At 70.6% G+C, this 20,066-nt stretch carries 18 protein-coding genes; 11 read left to right on the plus strand and 7 right to left on the minus strand.

What is annotated here, in order from left to right:
* The first annotated feature begins 124 nt into the window (after window positions 1-124).
* Entirely contained in the window at window positions 125-1,903 is a 1,779-nt protein-coding gene (gene mutL / locus FHY02_RS02840) for a DNA mismatch repair endonuclease MutL (RefSeq protein ID WP_183920263.1), read from the plus strand.
* A gap of 40 nt (window positions 1,904-1,943) precedes the next feature.
* On the opposite strand, the gene FHY02_RS02845 is transcribed toward mutL, so the two are convergent.
* The 5 genes from FHY02_RS02845 to rpsF form a co-directional block, all read right to left on the minus strand.
* A complete protein-coding gene (locus FHY02_RS02845) occupies window positions 1,944-2,900 on the minus strand; it encodes a transposase (protein ID WP_183920265.1) in 957 nt (318 codons plus the stop codon).
* Window positions 2,901-3,281: 381 nt separating this feature from the next.
* Window positions 3,282-3,446 carry a hypothetical protein gene (locus FHY02_RS02850; protein ID WP_183921522.1) on the minus strand — a complete coding sequence of 55 codons (165 nt, stop codon included), beginning with the start codon at window positions 3,444-3,446 and terminating at the stop codon, window positions 3,282-3,284.
* A gap of 418 nt (window positions 3,447-3,864) precedes the next feature.
* Window positions 3,865-4,458, minus strand: a complete 594-nt coding sequence (gene rplI, locus FHY02_RS02855) for a 50S ribosomal protein L9 (RefSeq protein WP_183920267.1) — start codon at window positions 4,456-4,458, stop codon at window positions 3,865-3,867.
* A gap of 12 nt (window positions 4,459-4,470) precedes the next feature.
* Entirely contained in the window at window positions 4,471-4,695 is a 225-nt protein-coding gene (rpsR, locus tag FHY02_RS02860; RefSeq protein WP_007403456.1) for a 30S ribosomal protein S18, read from the minus strand.
* Window positions 4,695-5,123: a 30S ribosomal protein S6 gene (gene rpsF, locus FHY02_RS02865; protein WP_183920269.1), complete on the minus strand. Its 429-nt coding sequence runs from the start codon at window positions 5,121-5,123 to the stop codon at window positions 4,695-4,697. The genes rpsR and rpsF overlap by 1 nt, the downstream gene beginning before the upstream one ends.
* A 209-nt stretch (window positions 5,124-5,332) precedes the next feature.
* Between rpsF and fabD the strand changes: the two genes are divergently transcribed.
* From fabD to mltG, 6 genes are all read left to right on the plus strand, one after another.
* On the plus strand, window positions 5,333-6,292 hold the full coding sequence (fabD, locus tag FHY02_RS02870; protein WP_183920271.1) for an ACP S-malonyltransferase: 960 nt from the start codon (window positions 5,333-5,335) through the stop codon (window positions 6,290-6,292).
* 33 nt (window positions 6,293-6,325) lie between these two features.
* Window positions 6,326-6,751: a GxxExxY protein gene (locus FHY02_RS02875; protein ID WP_183920273.1), complete on the plus strand. Its 426-nt coding sequence runs from the start codon at window positions 6,326-6,328 to the stop codon at window positions 6,749-6,751.
* 3 nt (window positions 6,752-6,754) lie between these two features.
* Window positions 6,755-7,492: a 3-oxoacyl-[acyl-carrier-protein] reductase gene (gene fabG / locus FHY02_RS02880; protein ID WP_183920275.1), complete on the plus strand. Its 738-nt coding sequence runs from the start codon at window positions 6,755-6,757 to the stop codon at window positions 7,490-7,492.
* Window positions 7,493-7,622: 130 nt separating this feature from the next.
* Entirely contained in the window at window positions 7,623-7,859 is a 237-nt protein-coding gene (locus FHY02_RS02885; protein WP_028056834.1) for an acyl carrier protein, read from the plus strand.
* Between the two features lie 137 nt (window positions 7,860-7,996).
* Window positions 7,997-9,253, plus strand: coding sequence for a beta-ketoacyl-ACP synthase II (fabF, locus tag FHY02_RS02890; protein WP_183920276.1), 1,257 nt, complete (start codon window positions 7,997-7,999; stop codon window positions 9,251-9,253).
* A gap of 12 nt (window positions 9,254-9,265) precedes the next feature.
* Complete coding sequence (mltG, locus tag FHY02_RS02895) at window positions 9,266-10,234, plus strand: endolytic transglycosylase MltG (protein ID WP_183920277.1); 969 nt, start codon at window positions 9,266-9,268, stop codon at window positions 10,232-10,234.
* A gap of 222 nt (window positions 10,235-10,456) precedes the next feature.
* On the opposite strand, the gene FHY02_RS02900 is transcribed toward mltG, so the two are convergent.
* Both FHY02_RS02900 and FHY02_RS02905 read right to left on the minus strand, forming a co-directional pair.
* Entirely contained in the window at window positions 10,457-11,446 is a 990-nt protein-coding gene (locus FHY02_RS02900) for an alpha/beta hydrolase (protein ID WP_183921402.1), read from the minus strand.
* A gap of 2 nt (window positions 11,447-11,448) precedes the next feature.
* A complete protein-coding gene (locus FHY02_RS02905) occupies window positions 11,449-13,848 on the minus strand; it encodes a glycoside hydrolase family 3 protein (RefSeq protein ID WP_183920278.1) in 2,400 nt (799 codons plus the stop codon).
* Between the two features lie 145 nt (window positions 13,849-13,993).
* Here FHY02_RS02905 and FHY02_RS02910 point away from each other — a divergent pair, with 145 nt between their 5' ends.
* From FHY02_RS02910 to FHY02_RS02925, 4 genes are all read left to right on the plus strand, one after another.
* A complete protein-coding gene (locus FHY02_RS02910; protein WP_183920279.1) occupies window positions 13,994-15,082 on the plus strand; it encodes a LacI family DNA-binding transcriptional regulator in 1,089 nt (362 codons plus the stop codon).
* Window positions 15,083-15,359: 277 nt separating this feature from the next.
* Window positions 15,360-17,534, plus strand: coding sequence for a hypothetical protein (locus FHY02_RS02915; protein ID WP_260172581.1), 2,175 nt, complete (start codon window positions 15,360-15,362; stop codon window positions 17,532-17,534).
* Complete coding sequence (locus tag FHY02_RS02920; protein ID WP_409322172.1) at window positions 17,531-19,156, plus strand: DUF5597 domain-containing protein; 1,626 nt, start codon at window positions 17,531-17,533, stop codon at window positions 19,154-19,156. The genes FHY02_RS02915 and FHY02_RS02920 overlap by 4 nt, the downstream gene beginning before the upstream one ends.
* Before the next feature lie 142 nt (window positions 19,157-19,298).
* On the plus strand, window positions 19,299-19,916 hold the full coding sequence (locus tag FHY02_RS02925; protein WP_183920281.1) for a TetR/AcrR family transcriptional regulator: 618 nt from the start codon (window positions 19,299-19,301) through the stop codon (window positions 19,914-19,916).
* The last annotated feature ends 150 nt before the right edge of the window (window positions 19,917-20,066 follow it).

Below are 20,066 nucleotides of genomic sequence, written 5' to 3' on the forward strand. Positions count from 1 at the left end.
CGCGCCGGGCGACTTGACCGGCCATGTTCGTCTATATCCGATCCGCGCGCCGCCGCCGTGAATCATGCGTGCAATTCTATCTGCGGGGTCGCGGGAAGCGGCGGCTTGGGCTAGGTGCTGCGCTGTGTCAATACGCCGGCTCCCCTCGCATCTGGTCAATCGCATCGCCGCGGGCGAAGTGGTGGAAAGACCGGCCAGCGCGTTGAAGGAGCTGGTCGAGAACGCGATCGACTCCGGCGCGACGCGGGTCGCGGTGGTGCTCGCGGCCGGGGGTGTCGAGCGCATCGAGGTGGCCGACGACGGCTGCGGCATGACCCCCGACGAGATCGCGCTCGCGCTCGAGCGCCACGCCACCTCCAAGCTGCCCGACGACGCGATCGAGGCGGTGCGGACGCTGGGCTTCCGCGGCGAGGCTTTGCCCTCGATCGCCTCGGTGGCGCGGCTGACGATCGAGAGCCGCCCGCGCGGCGCCGAGGGCTGGGCACGCACCGTCGACAACGGCACCGTCGAGCGCGACGGGCCCGCCGCGCTGCCGCCCGGCACGCGCGTGGTGGTGGAGGGGCTGTTCGCGCGGGTGCCGGCACGGCGCAAGTTCCTGCGCTCGCCGCGTTCCGAATATGCCAGCTGCCTCGATGTGGTGAAACGGCTCGCGATGGCACGCCCCGATATCGCCTTCGCGGTCGAGCATGACGGCCGTCGCGTGCTGGCGGTGCCCGCGGCGGAGGGGCGGCCGGGGCGAGTCGCGGCGCTGACCGACCGCGCGCTCGCCGACAATTCGGTGGCGGTCGACCTCGAGCGCGATGGGCACGTGCTCGGCGGGGTGGCGGGGCTGCCGACCTTCCACCGCGGCGTCGCGGATCACCAATATCTCTTCGTCAACGGCCGACCGGTGCGCGACCGGCTGCTGATCGGCGCGATCCGCGGTGCCTATGCCGAGATGATGCCGCGCGACCGTCACGCCGTGGTGGCGCTGTTCCTCGACGTCCCCGCGAGCGAGGTCGACGTCAACGTTCACCCGGCGAAGACCGAGGTGCGCTTCCGCGACCCGGCGCTGGTGCGCGGCATGATCGTGTCGGGGCTGCGCCGCGCGCTCGACGCCGCGGGCCACCGGGTCGCACACTCGGCCCCGGCGGACTTCGGCGCCTTGTGGCGGTCCGAGCCGACCGCTGCGGTCGCGGCGCCCGCGATCGGCTTCGATCACGCGGCGATGGCCGCGCCGTCGCCCGGCGGCACGCTGCTGCGCGAGCATCGCACCACCTTCCTGACGCCGCCGCCGCAGGCGCGCGCGGAGGCGAGCTGGGCGCCGCCGCCCGAGCGCGACGACTTTCCGCTCGGCGCCGCGCGCGGGCAGGTCAACAAGACGTACATCGTCGCCGAGGCGCAGGACGGGCTGGTGCTGGTCGACCAGCATGCCGCGCACGAGCGGCTGGTGCTGGAGCGGATGCGCGCCGCGCTCGCCGGCGGGCGCGTGGCGAGCCAGGCGTTGCTGATCCCCGAGGTGGTGGAGCTCGATGAGCCCGCCTGCGACCGGCTCGAGGCGCGTGCGGCCGAACTGGCGGAGTTCGGGCTCGAGCTCGAGCGATTCGGCGCGCGCGCGATGCTGGTGCGCGCCACCCCCGCGCTGCTCGGCAGCGGCGACCCGACCGCGCTGGTGACCGACCTGGCCGACGAGCTCGCCGCCTACGACGAGGCGCTGTCGCTGCGCGAGCGGCTCGACGCTGTGGCGGGGACGATGGCGTGCCACGGCTCGGTCCGCGCCGGGCGGGCGCTCTCGCTGGCGGAGATGAACGCGCTGCTGCGCGAGATGGAGGCGACGCCGCACTCGGGCCAGTGCAACCACGGGCGCCCGACCTGGGTGAAGCTCGATTTCCCCGACATCGAGAAACTGTTCGCGCGACGGTGATGGGGGGGGCGCGCGCTGCCGTCACCCCTCACCGGCGTCATCAAGTCAGTTGTGACGCGGGGTGTGGGAGGTCGCGGAGGCGCGCGTTGGCGATGGTGACGATCTTTCGCATGACGGCGGCGAGGGCGAGTCGCTTGGGTTTGCCCGTGGCGACGAGTCGTCGATAGAAGTCGGCGAGCGGGTTGGTGCCGCGCGCGGCGGCCATGGCGGCGATGAAGAGCGCTGGTCTGATCTGTCGTCGTCCGCCGGCGGGGTGGCGCGGCCCGGCGCGGGTGCCGCTGTCGCGCGGATGGGGGGCGCAGCCGGCGAGGCTGGCGGCCTGGCGGCGGCCGAGCGTACCGAGTTCGGGCAGGGTGGCGAGCAGCAGCGGCGCGTGCACGGGGCCGATGCCCGGGACCGAGCGCAACGCCTGGGCGCGCTGGGCGAGGTCGGGCTGGTCGGCGACGAGCGCGGCGATGCGCGCGTCGAGTCGGGCGATATGCTCGGCGAGCTGGTCGAGATGCGCGCGGATGTGCTCGGCGACGAGATCGCTGCGCGGCGCCTTGAGGCGGTTGCTCTCCTGGGTCTTGATCGCGACGAGGTCGAGCCGGCGCGCGACCAGCGCGGCGAGCTCGGCTTGGGCCGGCACGGGAGGCTGCCAGCGCGGCAGCGTGGCGCCGCGGTCGAGCGCGTAGCGCGCGAGCCAGCGCGCGTCGATCGCGTCGGTTTTCGCGCGCTTGCCGAACGAGCGGATATAGGCCTTTACCTTGGCGGCGTCGGCGCGGTGCGCGGGGATGCCGAGCACGTGAAGCGCGGCGAGCAGCGTGTCCTCGTGCCCGCCGGTAGCCTCGCACACCGCCAGCGCGTGGCCGGTGTAGCCGGCCAGCGCGTCGTGCAGGCTGTCGATGTCGTTGGCGATGTCGTGGGTGCGCCCGGTGGCCTCGTCGTACAGCGTGACGCGGTGGCACGAGACGTCGATCCCCAACACCCTCTGGCGCGTGGCGGCCTTGTCGGTCATGATGGTCTCCCATGCTTCGGATTGTCTGCGGGCGTACCGAGAGGCGGCCCATCCAAGTCAGCAAGCGATGCGATGCTGGGGTGGCACGGTCCCATGATGACCGCGGTCGTTGCGACCGATCCTGAACCGGACGCCGTGACACCAAGTGCCGCGGGGTGGCCACCCCGCGGCACGCTCTCCAGCTCCGACAGCCTACACCACAATCCTGAGAGACAATCCTGAACTCGTTTCAGGATCCACGGTGCCGCGTGAGCAAACGCGGCGGCGCTCGCAGACCGGTGGATCCTGAGACAAGCTCAGGATGACGCCGGGAGATGGAGACGTGGGATGACGCGGTATAGTGGTGCCGTGGGATGACGCCATCAGATGATAGCGCGAAGCCTAATCCTCCCGCTTCGTCCCACTCGCCGGCACCTGCGACAGCCGCGTCAGCAGCAGCGGGATATCGTGCGTGATATAGGTGTCGGTCGGCACCATCACGCTCCTGCGCAGCATCTTGCCCAGCGCGGTGAGGCGCTCTCTCCTGTCTCTGTCCGTCGCCGTCACGACCCGAATGTCCTTACGCTCATACAAGGCGACCGCCGCACCCGGTCCGATGCGCGGTCGCCGCTACTGCAGGATCAACCCGCCCAGATCGCCCGCGTTCCGCTCGGCAGCGTCGCTCGTCGCACGCAAAAACGCTTTGTCGCAGCGCCTTTTCGTTCAGCCTGCCGCAACCTTTGCGCGCGGCAGGCATTCTCCCCGACGATCCATTACAACAGGTCGCGCCATGAGCAAAATTATGCCGCTAGTTCTAGCACTTGTGCCGCTTGCCGCGGTCGTCGGCGCGGTCGTGACGGTGCCCTGAACCAAGAGCCCCCCGGGCGTCGTTTCCCCCACCCCCCCCCCCGGCGCCCAACGGAAAGGCCCGCCCGGATCGCTCCGGGCGGGCCTTCTCTGTTCACCGCGAGCGGTGGCGCGAGGCTCAGCCCTGCGCCGGCTCGTCCTGCGCCTCGGCGGTCGCGCCCGGCTCGGCGTTGGGATCGTAATCCTCGGTGAAGCCGCCCTGGTCGCGACCTTCCTCGAAGACCTGCGCCATGACGTCGACGCCCTGCGCCTGCATCTCGGCCTCTTCCGGCGAGCGCGCGACGTTGACCTTCACGGTCACCGCCACCTCGGGGTGAAGCTGCACGCGCACATCGTACACGCCGATCGCCTTGATCGGGCGGTCGAGCACGACCTGGCTCTTGGTCACCTTGTGACCGTCGGCCTCGAGCGCCTCGACCAGGTCGCGCACCGCGACCGAGCCGTACAGCTGGCCGGTGTTCGACGACTGACGGATCAGCGTGACCTGCGCGTCCTTGAACGAGCCGGCCTCCTTCTCCGCGTCCGAGCGACGCGAGGCGTTGTCGGCCTCGATGCGCGCGCGATTGGCCTCGAATACCTTGCGGTTGGCCTCGTTGGCGCGGAGCGCCTTCTTGTTCGGCAGCAGGTAGTTACGGGCAAACCCGTCCTTCACCTTCACCACGTCGCCGATGCCGCCGAGCTTCTCGACGCGCTCAAGCAGGATGATATCCATCTGCTCTTCTCCTTACTTCACGACGTAGGGCAGCAGGCCCAGGTGGCGGGCGCGCTTGATCGCCTGCGCCAGCTCGCGCTGCTTCTTCGCGCTCACCGAGGTGATGCGCGACGGGACGATCTTGCCGCGCTCGGACACGAAGCCCTGCAGCAGACGCACGTCCTTATAGTCGATCCGCGGCGCGTCCTTGGCGCTGAACGGGCACGACTTGCGGCGGCGGAAAAACGGGCGCGCCATTATGCGTTCTCCTCTTCGCGGTCACGACGCGGACGGTCGCCCCGATCACCACGATCCCCGCGGTCGCCACGCTCCCCGCGCTCGCCGCGACGCTCGCGGTCGCGCTCCTGCTTGCGCATCATCACGGTCGGACCCTGCTCGTGCTCGTCGACGCGCACGGTCATGTAGCGGATCACGTCTTCATTGATGCTGGTCTGACGCTCCAGCTCGGCGACGGTGTCGCCCGGCGCGTCGATCTCGAGCATCACGTAATGCGCCTTGCGGTTCTTCGCGATGCGATAGGCGAGGCTGCGCAGGCCCCAGGTCTCGGTCTTGACGACCGTGCCGCCGTGGTCGGTGACCACCTTGGTCGCGGCTTCCGCCAGCGTGTCCACTTGCGCCTGTGCCAGATCCTGGCGCGCAAGGAACACGTGCTCGTACAGAGCCATGCATGTACCTCAATGTTGGCCGATCGCTGACGGACACCCCACGTGCCACGCCCCTCCGGCTGTCGTGCAACAGCAAGGGGCGGAAGAAGCCGTAGCTTCCCGCCCCGAGTAGGCGTGCTATGCCGCAGAACCCCTCCGCGCGCAAGGGCCCGCGGTTGACCGGCCGGGAGCGCCGCCCTAGCAGCGCAGCCTTTCCAAGGAGAGGCACGATGCGCGCGTTCATCTTCCCCGGTCAGGGCAGCCAGGCAGTCGGCATGGGCGCCGCGCTGGCCGACGCCTCGGCGGTCGCGCGCGAGGTGTTCGGCGAGGTCGACGAGGCGCTCGGCCAGAACCTGCGCCGCCTGATGGCAGAGGGGCCGGCGGACGAGCTCACGCTGACCGAGAACGCGCAGCCCGCGATCATGGCCAACGCCGTCGCCACCCTGCGTGTGCTGACGCGCGAGGGCGGCGTCATGGTCGCCGACAAGGCCGATTATGTCGCGGGTCATTCGCTCGGCGAATATACCGCTTTGTGCGCGGCCGAGACCTTCGACCTCGCCACGACGGCGCGGCTGCTCAAGCGGCGCGGTCAGGCGATGCAGGCGGCGGTGCCGGTGGGCGAGGGGGCAATGGCGGCGCTGCTCGGCGCCGACGTCGCCAAGGCCGAGACGATCGCGGGCGCCGCGGTCGACTCGATCCTCGCTGAGGGCGGCGAGCCGCTGGTCTGCACCGTCGCCAACGACAACGACCCGTCGCAGGTTGTGATCTCGGGTCATCGCCTCGCGGTGGAGCGTGCGGTCGCGCTGGCGAAGGAGCTGGGCGCCAAGCGTGCGGTGCTGCTGCCGGTATCGGCGCCGTTCCACTGTTCGCTGATGGAGGATGCGGCGCAGGCGATGGAGGCGGCGCTGGCCGAGGCCGAGCTGCGCGCGCCGCTGGTGCCGGTCTTCGCCAACGTCGACGCCGCCGCGGTGGCCGATCCCGGCGCGATCCGGCGGCTGCTGGTGGAGCAGGTGACCGGGCGCGTGCGCTGGCGCGAGTCAGTGCTGGCGATGGTGGAGGCGGGGGTGACCGAGTTCGTCGAGTTCGGCGGAAAGGTGCTCGCGCCGATGGTCAAGCGCATCGCGCCGGATGTCGAGGCGGTCAGTGTGGTATCGATGGACGACGTCGAGGCGCTGCTAAAAAGGATGTGAGATCACGCGGAGGCGCGGAGACGCGGAGAAGAAGTGAGGGATATCGGCGCGATCAGCGGTGACGTTCTCGACCTATCGCTTCGTCTTCACCGCGAGCTTGGACCGGGCTTGTTGGAAAGCGTCTATGAGAGGGTGCTCGCGGCGCGTCTGGCGGCGCTCGGCTATCTTGTCTCCCGGCAGCACCCGGTCGACATCTGCTTCGAAGGGCAGGTCTTTCCGGCGGCCTTTCGGATCGACCTGCTGGTCGACAACCGATTAGTGGTCGAGGTGAAATCGGTCGAGAAGCTGGTGCCGGTACACGGCAAGCAGCTTCTGACATATCTGAGACTCATCGAGCAGCCCGTCGGGCTGCTCATCAACTTCGGGGGTGAGACGTTGAAGGAGGGGGTGCGACGGATCGTCAACCGCTATCGACCCTCCGCGTCTCCGCGCCTCCGCGTGAACCAAAATACGGAGTGAAGCATGTTCGATCTCTCAGGCATGACCGCGCTGGTCACCGGCGCCTCCGGCGGGATCGGCTCCGCCATCGCGCGCGGCCTCGCCGCGCAGGGCGCCCGCCTCGCGCTGTCGGGTTCGAACCCCGACAAGCTGGAGCGCTTCCGCGACGAGCTCGGCGGTGATCATGTCGCGCTCGCCTGCGACCTGTCCGACGCGGCCGCGGTCGACGCGCTGGTGCCGCGCGCGGTCGCGGCGCTCGGCAAGCTCGACGTGCTCGTCAACAACGCCGGTGTCACGCGCGACAATCTCGCGATGCGGATGAAGGACGACGAGTGGGACCAGGTCATCCGGGTCAACCTCGAGGCCGCCTTCCGCCTGATCCGCGCCGCCGCCAAGCCGATGATGAAGGCGCGCTTCGGCCGCGTCGTGTCGATCACCTCGGTGGTGGGGCAGACGGGCAACCCGGGCCAGGCCAATTACGCCGCCTCCAAGGCCGGGCTGGTCGGCATGTCCAAGGCGCTGGCGCAGGAGCTCGCCAGCCGCAATATCACCGTCAACTGCGTTGCGCCGGGCTTCATCCGCTCCGCCATGACCGACGTGCTGCCCGAGGCGCAGAAGAGCGCGCTGCTCGGCCGCATCCCCGCGGGCGATCTCGGCAGCGGCGAGGACATCGCCGCCGCGGTGGTGTATCTGGCGTCGCGCGAGGCGGGTTACGTGACCGGCCAGACGCTGCACGTGAACGGCGGCATGGCGATGGTCTGAGCCACCGGGACGGCAAACGCTAAGGCGAGGGGGGTGTCGCGAGCCATTCGCACCCTTGCCACGGGAGCGAGCCCGTTCTACCTGCGTTCAGCAATTCGAAACCTACCCCCCAATTGAAAGAGGGAAAGCTATGAGCGAGACCGCCGACCGCGTGAAGAAGATCGTCGTCGAGCATCTCGGCGTCGAGGCCGACAAGGTCACCGAGGACGCCAGCTTCATCGACGATCTGGGCGCGGACAGCCTCGACATCGTCGAGCTGGTGATGGCGTTCGAGGAAGAGTTCGGCGTCGAGATCCCCGACGATGCGGCCGAGAAGATCTCGACCGTGAAGGACGCGATCACCTATATCGACGAGCACAAGGGCTGAGGAACGGGGGGAGACCTCCCGCTCTAGCGAGCTGATCTGAGCGGCTCTCCGTCCTCGGCTAGGGGGTGGGGAGCCGTTTCGTTTGGAAGGACCGGCGGCGCGACGCGTGGCGCAGTGCCGGGGAAGAAGGAACGTCTATGCGCCGTGTCGTCGTCACCGGTCTCGGCCTCGTCACCCCGCTCGGGGCCGACGTGGAGACCTGCTGGGCCAATCTGATCGCGGGCAAGTCGGGCGCCGGCCCGATCACGCGCTTCGACGCGTCGGACCAGAAGTGCACGATCGCGTGCGAGGTGAAGCCGGCGGACCATCCCTGGGGCTTCGATCCCGACAAAAGGGTCGATCACAAGATCCAGCGCCAGGTCGATCCGTTCATCGTCTACGGCATCGACGCGGCGGGGCAGGCGCTGGAGGACGCCGGTCTCACCGAGATGAGCGAGGCCGAGCGGTTCCGCGCCGGCTGCTCGATCGGCTCGGGCATCGGCGGTCTGCCGGGCATCGAGAGCGAGTCGCTGGTGCTGGCGGAGAAGGGACCGAAGCGGGTCAGCCCGCATTTCGTCCACGGCCGCCTCATCAACCTGATCTCTGGTCAGGTCTCGATCAAATACGGGCTGATGGGGCCCAATCACGCGGTCGTCACCGCCTGCTCGACCGGCGCGCACTCGATCGGTGACGCCGCGCGGATGATCGCGCTGGACGACGCCGACGTGATGCTCGCGGGCGGGTCGGAGAGCACGGTGTGCCCGATCGGCATCGCGGGCTTCGCCGCGGCGCGCGCGCTCAACACCAGCTTCAACGACCGGCCCGAGCAGGCCAGCCGCCCCTATGATCGCGACCGCGACGGCTTCGTCATGGGCGAGGGCGCGGGCGTGGTCGTGCTCGAGGAATATGAGCGGGCCAAGGCGCGCGGCGCCAAGATCTACGCCGAGGTGGTCGGTTACGGCTTGTCGGGCGACGCCTTCCACGTCACCGCGCCGGAGCCGGAAGGGTCGGGCGCGTATCGCGCGATGGAGATGGCGATGCGCAAGTCGGGCCTCGCGCTGTCGGACATCGATTACATCAACGCGCACGGCACCTCGACGATGGCGGACATGATCGAGCTGGGCGCGGTAAAGCGGCTCTTCGGAGACGCGATCGGTGGCCTGTCGATGAGCTCGACCAAGTCGGCGATCGGGCACCTGCTCGGCGGCGCCGGCGCGGTGGAGAGCATCTTCTGCATCCTGGCGATGCGCGACCAGATCGTGCCGCCGACGCTCAACCTCGACAATCCGTCCGAAGGCGCCGAGGGGGTCGACCTCGTGCCGCATGTCGCGCGCCGCCGCGAGGTGCGCGCGGTGCTCAACAACAGCTTCGGCTTCGGCGGCACCAATGCCTCGCTGGTGATGAAGACGATCTGAGGCCGCTGGATCATGCGCCGGCTCGGCTGCCTGGGACTGATCGTCGCGCTGCTGCTGTTCGGCGCGGGCGTGTGGATCGCGCAGGGATGGAAGGGCGCCGGTCCGCTGCGGCGTGACGCCACCGTGACCGTCGCCGAGGGCAGCTCGCTGGCGGGCGCCGCCACCGCGCTCGAGCGGGCGGGGGTGATCGCCTCGGCGCACCACTTCCGCCTGCAGGCGCGGCTGTTCGGCAGCGCGACGCCGATCCGCGCGGGCGAATATGCGATCCCCGCGCGGGCCAGCGCGTCGCAGGTGCTGGCGCTGCTCCAAAGCGGCAAGGTGGTCCAGCGGCTGGTGGTAATCCCCGAGGGCCTGCCCGCGGTGATGGTGCGCGACGTGCTGCTGCGCGCCGACGCGCTCAGCGGCGACGTCGCGGTACCGGCGGAGGGCTCGGTGCTGCCCGATGGCTATTCGTTCGAGCGCGGCGAGCCGCGCGCCGCGGTGCTGGCGCGGATGCAGCGCGCGATGCGCGACTATCTCGCCACGGCCTGGGCGCGGCGCAAGCCGACGGCGGCGGTGACGACGCCGCAGCAGGCGTTGGTGTTGGCCTCGATCGTCGAGAAGGAGACCGGCAAGCCCGCGGAGCGGCGCATGGTGGCGTCGGTCTATGCCAACCGGCTGCGGCTCGGCATGCCGCTCCAGGCCGATCCGACCGTGATCTATCCCATCACCAAGGGTCGACCGCTCGGCCGCCGCATCCGCCAGAGCGAGCTCCGCGCCAAGAACGGTTACAACACCTATGCTTCGCCCGGACTGCCGGTCGGGCCGATCGCCAACCCGGGGCGGCTGTCGATCGACGCGGTGCTCGATCCGGCGCCGTCGCGCGCGTTGTATTTCGTGGCGGACGGCAGCGGCGGGCACGTCTTCGCCGACACGCTCGAGCAGCACAACGCCAACGTGAAGCGCTGGTTCGCGATCCGGCGCGCGCGCGGGGAGATGTGAGGGCGGAGGTGCCACACTGGACGGGTTCAGGTTAAGCGACGGCCTTGTGGAGCGGCCGCTCCCGTCTTCTCCACCCTCGTCATCCCCGCGCAGGCGGGGATCCAGACACGCGAACGTCTCGCTTCTAGCCGCAAGCTCTGCGTAGCTGGATTCCTGCCTTCGCAGGAATAATGGGGGAGGCGCAACGATCGTATGCCGGCCGCGCCCAGTGACGATTCCGACTCACACCGCCGCCGGGAGCACCCCGTGCCGAGCGGCATAAGCGGCGAACAGCTTCGGCCACACCGATCCCGGCGCGCTGTCGGGCAGACGCGTGCCGAAGCCGTGCCCGCCCTGGTCGAAGGCGTGCAACTCGGCGGGCCGCTTCGCCGCCAGCAGCGCCCGGTACAGCACCAGGCTGTTCTCGATCGGCACCGTGTTGTCGTCGCTCGCATGGACGAGGAAGACGGGCGGCGTGTCCGCGGTGACGCGGCGCTCGACCGACGCGTCGCGGCGCAGCGCGTCGCTCGACGGCGTGCCCAGCAGGTTGTCGCGCGAACCCTCGTGCGTGAACGTCTCCGCCAAGGTGACCACCGGGTAGATCAGCCCGGCGAGATCGGGCCGCGCCGACTGCTCGTCGGCGGCGTCGACCGGCGCGTAGACCGGCTCGGCGTGACGCGTGGCGAGGCTGCCGGCGAGATGCCCGCCCGCGGAGAACCCCAGCACCGCGACTCGCTTGGGATCGACCCCGAACTCGCCCGCGCGCGCGCGGATCACGCGCACCGCGCGCTGCGCGTCCTGCAGCGGTACCAGCGCGCGGTTGCCCCAGCCCTCTGCGGGCAGCCGGTACGAGAGGATGAAGCAGGTGACGCCCAGCTTGTTGAGCCAGCGCGCCTGCTCCTCGCCCTCATTGTCCCACGCGATAAAGCCATAGCCGCCGCCGGGGATCAGCAGCACCGCGGCGCCGTTGGCGCGCGCGGGACGTCGCACCGTCAACCCCGGCCGCGCCACGCCGGTGACCCAGCGATCGTTGAAGCCCGCGTCCTTCGATCGTTGCTCGATCTTGGGCGTTGGCAACGTCGCGGGCGCGCCGGGCGCGGCGTCGGGCCAGAGCTGGATCGTCGCGCCCGGGATGTCGTCGGGAGCGGCCGGCGCCGCGGCGGCGGCGAGGGGCGCGGCGAGCGGCGCGGCGGCGAGCGCGGCGACCACCGCGCGGCGGCTGGGTAGATCCATCGTCATGCGCCCGGACATACCGCACCCGCGGGGTCGGTGGCGAGCCGGATATCCGAGATCGCGACCGAGAACGGCGCGGCCGCGGTCAGCGCCATCGGTGTGTCGACCGACTCCATGGTCGCGCCCGCGGCGCGAAAGCATTTCAACGGGACGCGCAGCACGTGCCAGCCGCCGCCCGAGTCGAGCGCACGCGCGACATCGACCTTGCCGGCGCCCAGCGCCAGCGACACCGGCCCGGTCGCGGCGCGGTCGATGCGGTAGCTGACCTGGAGATTGAGGTCGGCGTTGGTCTCGCGCACGAGCGACAGCGCCGGGCCGGTGATCCGCGCGCTGCCTGGGCCGCGCCAGCTCAGCTGCACGGCACCTTCTTGCGCGGTCGCGCTGTCCACCGCGGTACGCGTTACCGTCGGATCGAGCGCGAGCTGGAACGGTGCCGGTACGCGACCGCGCGCGAAGAACAGGCTGGTGTTGGCGAGGCTGGCGTCGACCCCCGCCTCCTCGCTCAGCGTCGGTACGCTGCCGCGGCTGGCATAGCTCAGCCCGTAGCTGAACGCGAACAAGGGGTCGTAGCCCGGCGCGCCCTTGTTGAGCGTGAACTGGCCGGCGTTCTTGGGCCAGCTGAAGGAGAGCTTGCCGGTGAAGTCGCGCTTGCCGCCGACCAGCACGTCGGCGACGCCCTCGCCCTCCGAACCCGGGAACCAGGCCGCCACGAAGGCGTCCGACTGGTTGAGCTCGGGGTTCACCCACAGCGGCCGGCCCGAGAGGAACACCGAGACGGTTGGCACGCCCGCCGCCTTCAGCTTCTTGAGCAGCGCGAGCGACTGTTTGTCGCCGGCCTCGAACTCCAGCGTGCGCACGTCGCCGCGCATCTCGGCATAGGGCTGCTCGCCGAAGACGACGATCGCAACGTCGGGCTTGGTGGCGAAGCTGCCGTCGCGCGACAGCGTCGCGGTGCCGCCGCCCGCCTTGGCCGCGGCGGCGATCCCGGCGTAGATCGAGGTCGCGCCGGGGAAGTCGGCGTTGGTGTTGCCGTCGCCCTGCCACGACAAGGTCCAGCCCCCGGCCTGGCGACCGATGTCGTCCGCGGCGTCGCCCACCACCAGGATGTTGGCGCTCGCCTTGACCGGCAGCACGCCGTTGTTCTTGAGCAGCACGAGGCTCTTGGCCACCGCCTCGCGCGCCACCGCGCGGTGCTCGGCCGAGCCCACCGTCGCGCCGCGCGCCTCCCACGGCCGCGTCGCGTCGAACAGGCCGAGCTTCATCTTGACGCGCAGGATGCGGCGCACCGCGTCGTCGACGCGCGCCATCGGCAGCTTGCCCGCCTTCACCGCGGCGAGCGTGGTGTCGAACATGCCCTTCCAGCTGTCCGGCGCCATCGCCATGTCGAGCCCCGCGGCGAAGGTGGCGGGGCAGTCGCTATTGGTGCAGCCCGGCACCTGGCCATGGCCGTTCCAGTCGCCGACGACGAAGCCCTCGAACCCCATGCGCCCCTTGAGCACGTCGGTCAGCAGCGAGTGGTTGCCGTGCATCTTCTGGCCGTTCCAGCTCGAGAAGCTGGCCATCACCGTCATCGCGCCGGCCTTGATCGCGGGTGGGTAGCCGGCGCCGTGCACCTTGATCAGCGTCGCCTCGTCGACCTGGGTGTCGCCCTGATCGACACCGTCCTTGGTGCCGCCGTCGCCGAGGAAATGCTTCGGGCTGGCAGCGACATGGCCGCGCTGGATGCCCTGCTGGCCGGGGACGCCCTGCAGCCCCTCGATCATCGCGCCGGCATAGGAGGCGACCACCGCGGGGTCCTCCGAATAGCCCTCATAGGCGCGGCCCCAGCGATCGTCCTGCGGCACCGCCAGGGTCGGGCCGAACGCCCAGTCGATCCCCGCCGCGGCGGTCTCCTCGGCGGTGACCGCGCCGATGCGGCGGATCAGCGCGGGATCGCGCATCGCGCCGAGCGCGCTGTTGTGCGGGAAGAGCGTCGCGCCCACCACGTTGTTGTCGCCGTGCACCGCGTCGACGCCGAACATCAGCGGGATGGCGACATGGCCGGCGCGCTGCTCCAGCGCCACCGCGTTGAACGCGCGCGAGGTGGCGACCCAGGCGGCGGCGGGCGAGCGGTCGGGGCTGCCGAGCGGCGGCGAGCTGCCGCCGGCCAGGATCGAGCCGAGCGGGTAGCGGCGCAGGTCCTCTGGCTTGATCGAGCCGATGTCGGCCTGGATCATCTGCCCGATCTTCTCCTCGAGCGTCATCTGCTTCATCAAAGCGGTGACCTTGGCCTCCGTCGCGGCGTCGACCAGGCCGATGCTCTTGGCCGCGGGCCAGCGATCCGGATGCGCCACCTGCGCGACGCCGGCACTGGCGCTGCCGGCGAGCAGCAACGCCAGCGAGAACTGCGAGAAACGCCCCATTCTTCCCCTCCCGAGACGGGTCGCCGGCCCCTGGCGGTGCGATCCCCTAGACGGCGTGAACATAGAAGCGGTGGCCTGAGAACGCTATCAGCATTTTCGTCGCGGCGACTAGGCGCGCCGGCTTTTACTGGTACGTATCGCAGCCATGAGTGGGGACATCCGCAGGATCCGCGGCACCGGATCACGCCAGACCGGGGCACCGACGATCGCCGACGTGGCGCAGCTCGCCGGCGTCTCGACCATGACGGTATCGCGCGTGATCAACGGCGAGAACAACGTCCGCGAGGCGACGCGCGCGGCGGTGCGCGAGGCGATCCAGCGGCTCGATTATGCGCCCAACCGCGCCGCGCGCAGCCTGGCGGGGGCGTCGCAGGTGCGGCTGGGCCTGCTCTACAGCAATCCCAGCGAGGCCTATCTCAGCGCCTTCCTGCTCGGCAGCCTCGACGAGGCGGGGCGCGGCGACATCCAGCTGGTGGTGCAGAAATGCGACCCCGGCGAGCATGAGGCCGAGGTCGCCGCGCGCCTGGTCGCCTCGGGTCTCGACGGCATCATCCTCCCGCCGCCTTTGTGCGACTCGCCGCTGGTGCTCGACGTGCTGCTCGGCGCGCGCGTGCCGACGGTGGTGGTGGCGACGAGCAGCTCGCCCGCGGGGATCGGCCGCGTCTCGATCGACGACCGCGCCGCGGCGCGTGCGATGACCGAACACCTTCTGGCGCTCGGGCACCAGCGCGTCGGCTTCATCACCGGCAACCCCAATCTCACTGCCAGCGAGGAGCGGCTGGCAGGCTATCGCGACGCGTTGACGGGAGCGGCGCTGCCGATCGACGAGGCGCTGATCGCGCGCGGGCTGTTCAGTTACCGCTCGGGTCTCGATGCGACCGAGGAACTGCTCGACATCGCGCAGCCGCCGAGCGCGATCTTCGCGAGCAACGACGACATGGCGGCCGCCAGCGTGGCGGTGGCGCATCGGCGCGGGCTCGACGTGCCGGGCGACCTCACCGTGGTCGGCTTCGACGACAGCACGCTGGCGACGACGATCTGGCCCGAGCTCACCACGATCCACCAGCCGATCGCGGACATGAGCCGCGCCGCGGTGCAGATGCTGACGCAGATGCTGCGCGCGCGCCGCGACGATCCATCGGCCAGTGCACCCGAGCTCGTGCTCGATCACACGTTGGTGCGACGCCAGTCGGACGCGGCGCCGCGGCGTCGACCGGGCGCGCGGGCGCGGTGAGGGGTAGCGCGGCCTGTCCTCAGGGATCATCCTGAACTCGGTTCAGGATCCACTGTCCCGCGAGCAACACCAACCATGAAGTTTGCTGCGACGCGGATCCTGGAACAAGTTCAGGGTGCCGCCATGGCGACGGAAGGCTGTAGCAGGCCATTGTGGTAGCGGTACCTTCCATGCCATAGCGGAACGTCGCTGAAGTGATCTGATAAATCGCGCGAAAGGGGAAGGGGTGAGGATCCGGTCGGTTGCCATGCTCCTTGCCATGATCGCGGCGCCTCCGATGAACGTTCTCGCGGCGCCGATTTCTTACGCCTGGCGCAACGTGACGGTGGGCGGCGGCGGGTTCGCGCCCGGCATCGTCTTCAGCCGCGCGGAGCGCGGGCTCGCCTATCTGCGCACCGATATGGGGGGCGCCTATCGCTGGGACGCCGCCGCCCGCCGTTGGGTGCCGCTGCAGGACGACGTCGCCGAGCCGAGCTACATGGGCGTGGAGAGCGTCGCGCCCGATCCGGTCGACGCGGACCTCGTCTATCTCGCGGTCGGGATGAGCGCACGCGGCCCCGCCGCGATCCTGCGCTCGAGCGACCGCGGTGTGCACTGGCGCACCACGCCGGTGCCGTTCGCGATGGGCGGCAACGAGGACGGGCGCGGTCTGGGCGAGCGGCTCGCGATCGACCTCAACGCGCGTGCCACGCTGTTCTTCGGCTCGCGCCACGACGGCCTGTGGCGCAGTGATGACTCAGCCGCCACGTGGCGGAAGGTGGCGAGCTTCCCGCTCGCCGGTCTGGGTCGCCCCGACCGGCCGCGGACGACGCATGGCGGACTGTCGTTCGTGCTGTTCGATCCGGCGCACCGCGGCCGCATGTTCGTCGGCAGCGCTGACCCGGGCGAGCGCCACCTGTTCCGCTCGGACGACGGCGGCGCGACGTGGCGCGCGGTCGCAGGCGGGCCGCGCGCCGCGTTGCTCCCGGTCAAGGCCGCGGTGGGCGGGGACGGCGTCGTCACGCTGAGCTACAGCGACGCGATCGGCCCCAACGGCGTCAGAGACGGCGCGGTGTGGCGCTACGATCCCGACGCCGGCTCGTGGCGCGACGTCACTCCGCCACGCGCCGCGGGTGAGGTGCCGGGCGGCTTCTTCGGCGTCGCGGTCTCGGCGCAGGACCCGCGCGTCCTCGCGGTGAGCACGGTCAACCGCTACCAGCCGGTCGACACGGTGTGGCGCTCCACCGACGCGGGCGCGCACTGGGACGAGCTGTGGCGCCGCAGCACGCGCGATGTCAGCGCCACGCCGTTCCTCGACTTCGACGGGCGGGCCAATTTCGGCCACTGGATCGCCGGGCTCGCGATCGATCCGTTCGATGCCGCGCACGCCGCCTATGTCACCGGCGCGACCGTCTACGCCACCGACGCCTTCGCGCGGACGGGGACGATGCGCTGGGCGCCGTGGACGCGCGGGATCGAGCAGACCGCGATCATCACGCTGGTGAGCCCGACCGGCGGCGCGCCGCTGGTCTCGGGCTTCGGCGACCTCGGCGGCTTCCGCCATGCCGACCTCACGCGCTCGCCCGCGCACGTCCATCGCACGCCGTTCCTCACCAACACCAACTCGCTCGACTATGCCGGCGCGGCGCCGCTGGTACTGGTCCGCAGCGGCAACACGCACAAGCCGGTGGTGCCGGACACCTCGCTCGCCTGGTCGCAGGACGGCGGCGAGCGCTGGACGCCGCTCCGCCTGCCTGCGAGCGAGACGACCCCGCGCCCGGACGGCACGCCCGCGCGCGCGCAGACGGGCGGCGCCGCGATCACCGTCTCGGCCGACGGCGCCACCTTCCTGGTGGAGAGCGACCGGCCGCTGCTGACCCGCGACCGCGGCGCGACGTGGCGCGCGGTCACGGGCCTGCCGGACGGCGCGCGCGTCACCGCGGACAAGGCCGACCCGCAGCGCTTCTACGCGGTCGACGCCGAGCGCGGTCGCATCCTGTGCAGTGGCGACGGTGGTGCCAGCTTCGCGCCCGCCGCCGGGCAGGGGCTGCCGGCCGACCTGTCGGGCGCGCGCGCGGTGGGACGCGAGGCGGCCAACCCGCTGGTGGCAGTGCCGGGGCGCGCCGGGGCGTTGTGGCTGCTCGTCGCGGGCGCCCTCTATCACTCCGATGACGTCGGCGAGCACTGGGCGCGGGCCGGCTCCACGGCGCAGATCGACCGCTACGGGCTCGGCAAGGCGGCGCCGGGCAGCGCCTGGCCGGCGCTCTACGCGATCGCGACCGTCGACGGCACGCGCGGCATCTATCGCTCGACCGACGGTGGCGCGCGGTGGGTGCAGATCAACGACGCGGCACATCGCTGGGGACTGCGGCTGCGCGTGATCAGCGGCGACCCGCGGCGCTACGGGCGCGTCTATGTCGGCACCGATGGCCGCGGCATCATGTACGGCGATCCGAAGGGGGAGGGTGAATGATCGGACGGTGGGGACGCGCCGCGATGCTCGCGGCGGCAGGGGCGGTCGCGCTGGCGGCGACGGGGGCGAGCGCGCAGGGCGCGCCGCTGCCGCGGCTGGTGAGTCAGGACGGGCGCCACGCGCTGCTGGTGGATGGCGCGCCCTTCCTGATGCTGGGCGCGCAGGTCAACAACTCGAGTAACTATGCCGCGGCCTTGCCCGAGGTGTGGCCGGTGCTCGACCGCATTCACGCCAACACGATCGAGATCCCGATCGCCTGGCAGCAGGTCGAGCCGCACGAGGGGCAGTTCGACCTGTCCTTCCTCCAGACCCTGCTCGATCAGGCGCGCGCGCACGACAAGCGCGTGGTGCTGCTGTGGTTCGGCACGTGGAAGAACACCAGCCCGGGCTACACACCCGACTGGGTCAAGCTCGACAACCGCCGCTTCCCGCGGATGAAGACGCGCGACGGTAAGGATCACGGCGTGCTCACCCCGCTCTCGCAGGCGACACTGGCGGCGGACCGGCGCGCCTTCGTCAAGGTGATGGAATATCTCCGCGACAACGACCAGCAGCACACCGTCGTGATGGTCCAGCCGGAGAATGAGACGGGCAGCTATCGCAACCCGCGCGACTATGGCGCGGAGGGCAACCGCTTGTTCGCGCAGCCGATCCCGGCCGCGCTGGCGCAGCGCACCGGCAAGCGCGGCACCTGGGCGCAGGCGTTCGGCGCGCAGGCCGACCGCGCCTTCAACACCTGGTACGTCGCCTCCTATGTCAACGCCATCGCCGCGGCCGGGAAGAAGGCCAAGCCGCTGCCGATGTACGTCAACGCGGCCCTGGCGGGGCCGTCGAACGTGCCCGATCCCGACGGCGTCGCAAGCGGCGGGCCGCAGCAGGACGTGCTCGACATCTGGAAGGCGGCGGCACCCGCGATCGACTTCGCCGCGCCCGATATCTACGACCGCAAGAGCGCCAACGTCGTCCAATATCTCGACAAATACGCGCGGCCCGACAATGCGCTGATGGTGCCGGAGATCGGCAACGCGCGCGAGTTCGCGCGGTTTTTCTACGCCGCGCTGGGGCGGGGGGCGATCGGCTATGCGCCGTTCGGCATGGACGCGACCGGCTATTTCAACTTCCCGCTCGGCGCCAAGTCGCTCGACCCGGTGACGCTCGACGCCATCGCGCTGCCCTATGGGACCCTGGCGCCGATCGCGCGCGACTGGGCGCGGATCGCGGCCTCGCGCCCGACCTGGGGCGCGGCGAAGCCCGACGACGGGGCCGTCGTCTCCACCACGCTCGGCGCTTGGAAGATCGCGGCGACCTGGGGCGAGTGGCAGTTCGGCATGCGCGAGTGGACCTGGCTCAAGGCCGACCCCGCACCCTGGGCGAACGAGCCGGTCGGCGGCGTCGCCGTGGCGCAGCTCTCCGACGACGAGTTCCTGCTGGTGGGCGACCACGCGCGAGTCACCTTCTCCGCCGCGAGCGGGGAGGGGATGGTGGTGCGAGTCGAGGAGGGCGGCTTCACGGACGGCAGATGGGTCATGTCGCGCATGTGGAACGGCGACCAGACGGACTACGGCATCAACCTGGTCGATCGCCCCCAGGTGCTGAAGGTGACGATGGGTCGCTATCGCTGAGCGATCGGCGGCGGACGTCATCTTTGCAGGGGTGAGACGAGCTTGACCTCTCCCCCGCCGACCACTCCGCGCGCCGCGACGAGACGAGCCGAGCCGCGCCGACCTAGACGCGGCGTTGCCGGCGCATTACATACCGGTCGTTATGGAATCCACTGCCACCGCCTGTTCCGCCGTCAAGGGCCGTCCGCGCGAGTTCTGTACCGAGCAGGCGCTCGCGGCGGCGCTCGGCGTCTTCTGGACCAAGGGCTATGAGGGCGCCTCCATGGCCGACCTCACCGCGGCGATGGGGATCACCAAGCCCAGCCTCTACGCCGCCTTCGGCAACAAGGAAGCGCTGTTCCACAAGGCGCTCGACCTCTACGAGGCGGAGAAGCTCTCCTACACGCGCGAGGCGCTCAACCAGCCGACCGCGCGCGCCGTGGCGGAGCATTTCATGCGCGGCGCGATCGAGGCGCAGTGCAACAGCGGCGGCCCCAAGGGCTGCATGGGCGTGATCCACGCCACCGCCTGCGGCGACGAGCAGCGGTCGATCAAGGACGACGTGATCGCGCGGCGCGCCTCGTCGCAGAAGGCGCTTGTCGAACGGTTCGAGCAGGCACAGCAGGCCGGCGAATTTCCCGCGCACATCACGCCGCAGGCGCTCTGCCAATATCTGTACGCGATCTTGCAGGGCATGGCGGTGCAGGCCGGCTCGGGTGCGACACGCGCCGAACTCGAGCAGGTGGTCGACACCAGCCTCGCCATGTGGCCGACCCGCTGAGCCGCTCGTAAGAAAAAACGCTACCGACCGGTACATAAAGCGTTGACGCTGTCGGCAAGGCTTTCTATACCACACAGTATAGAAACGGCGGTGACGCTCCGGCGGCACCTTCACCGGAGGGACGCCGCGATGGCACGACCGCTCACCCAC

Source organism: Sphingomonas sp. BK069 (assembly GCF_014193405.1).
Taxonomy (GTDB): Bacteria; Pseudomonadota; Alphaproteobacteria; order Sphingomonadales; family Sphingomonadaceae; genus Sphingomonas.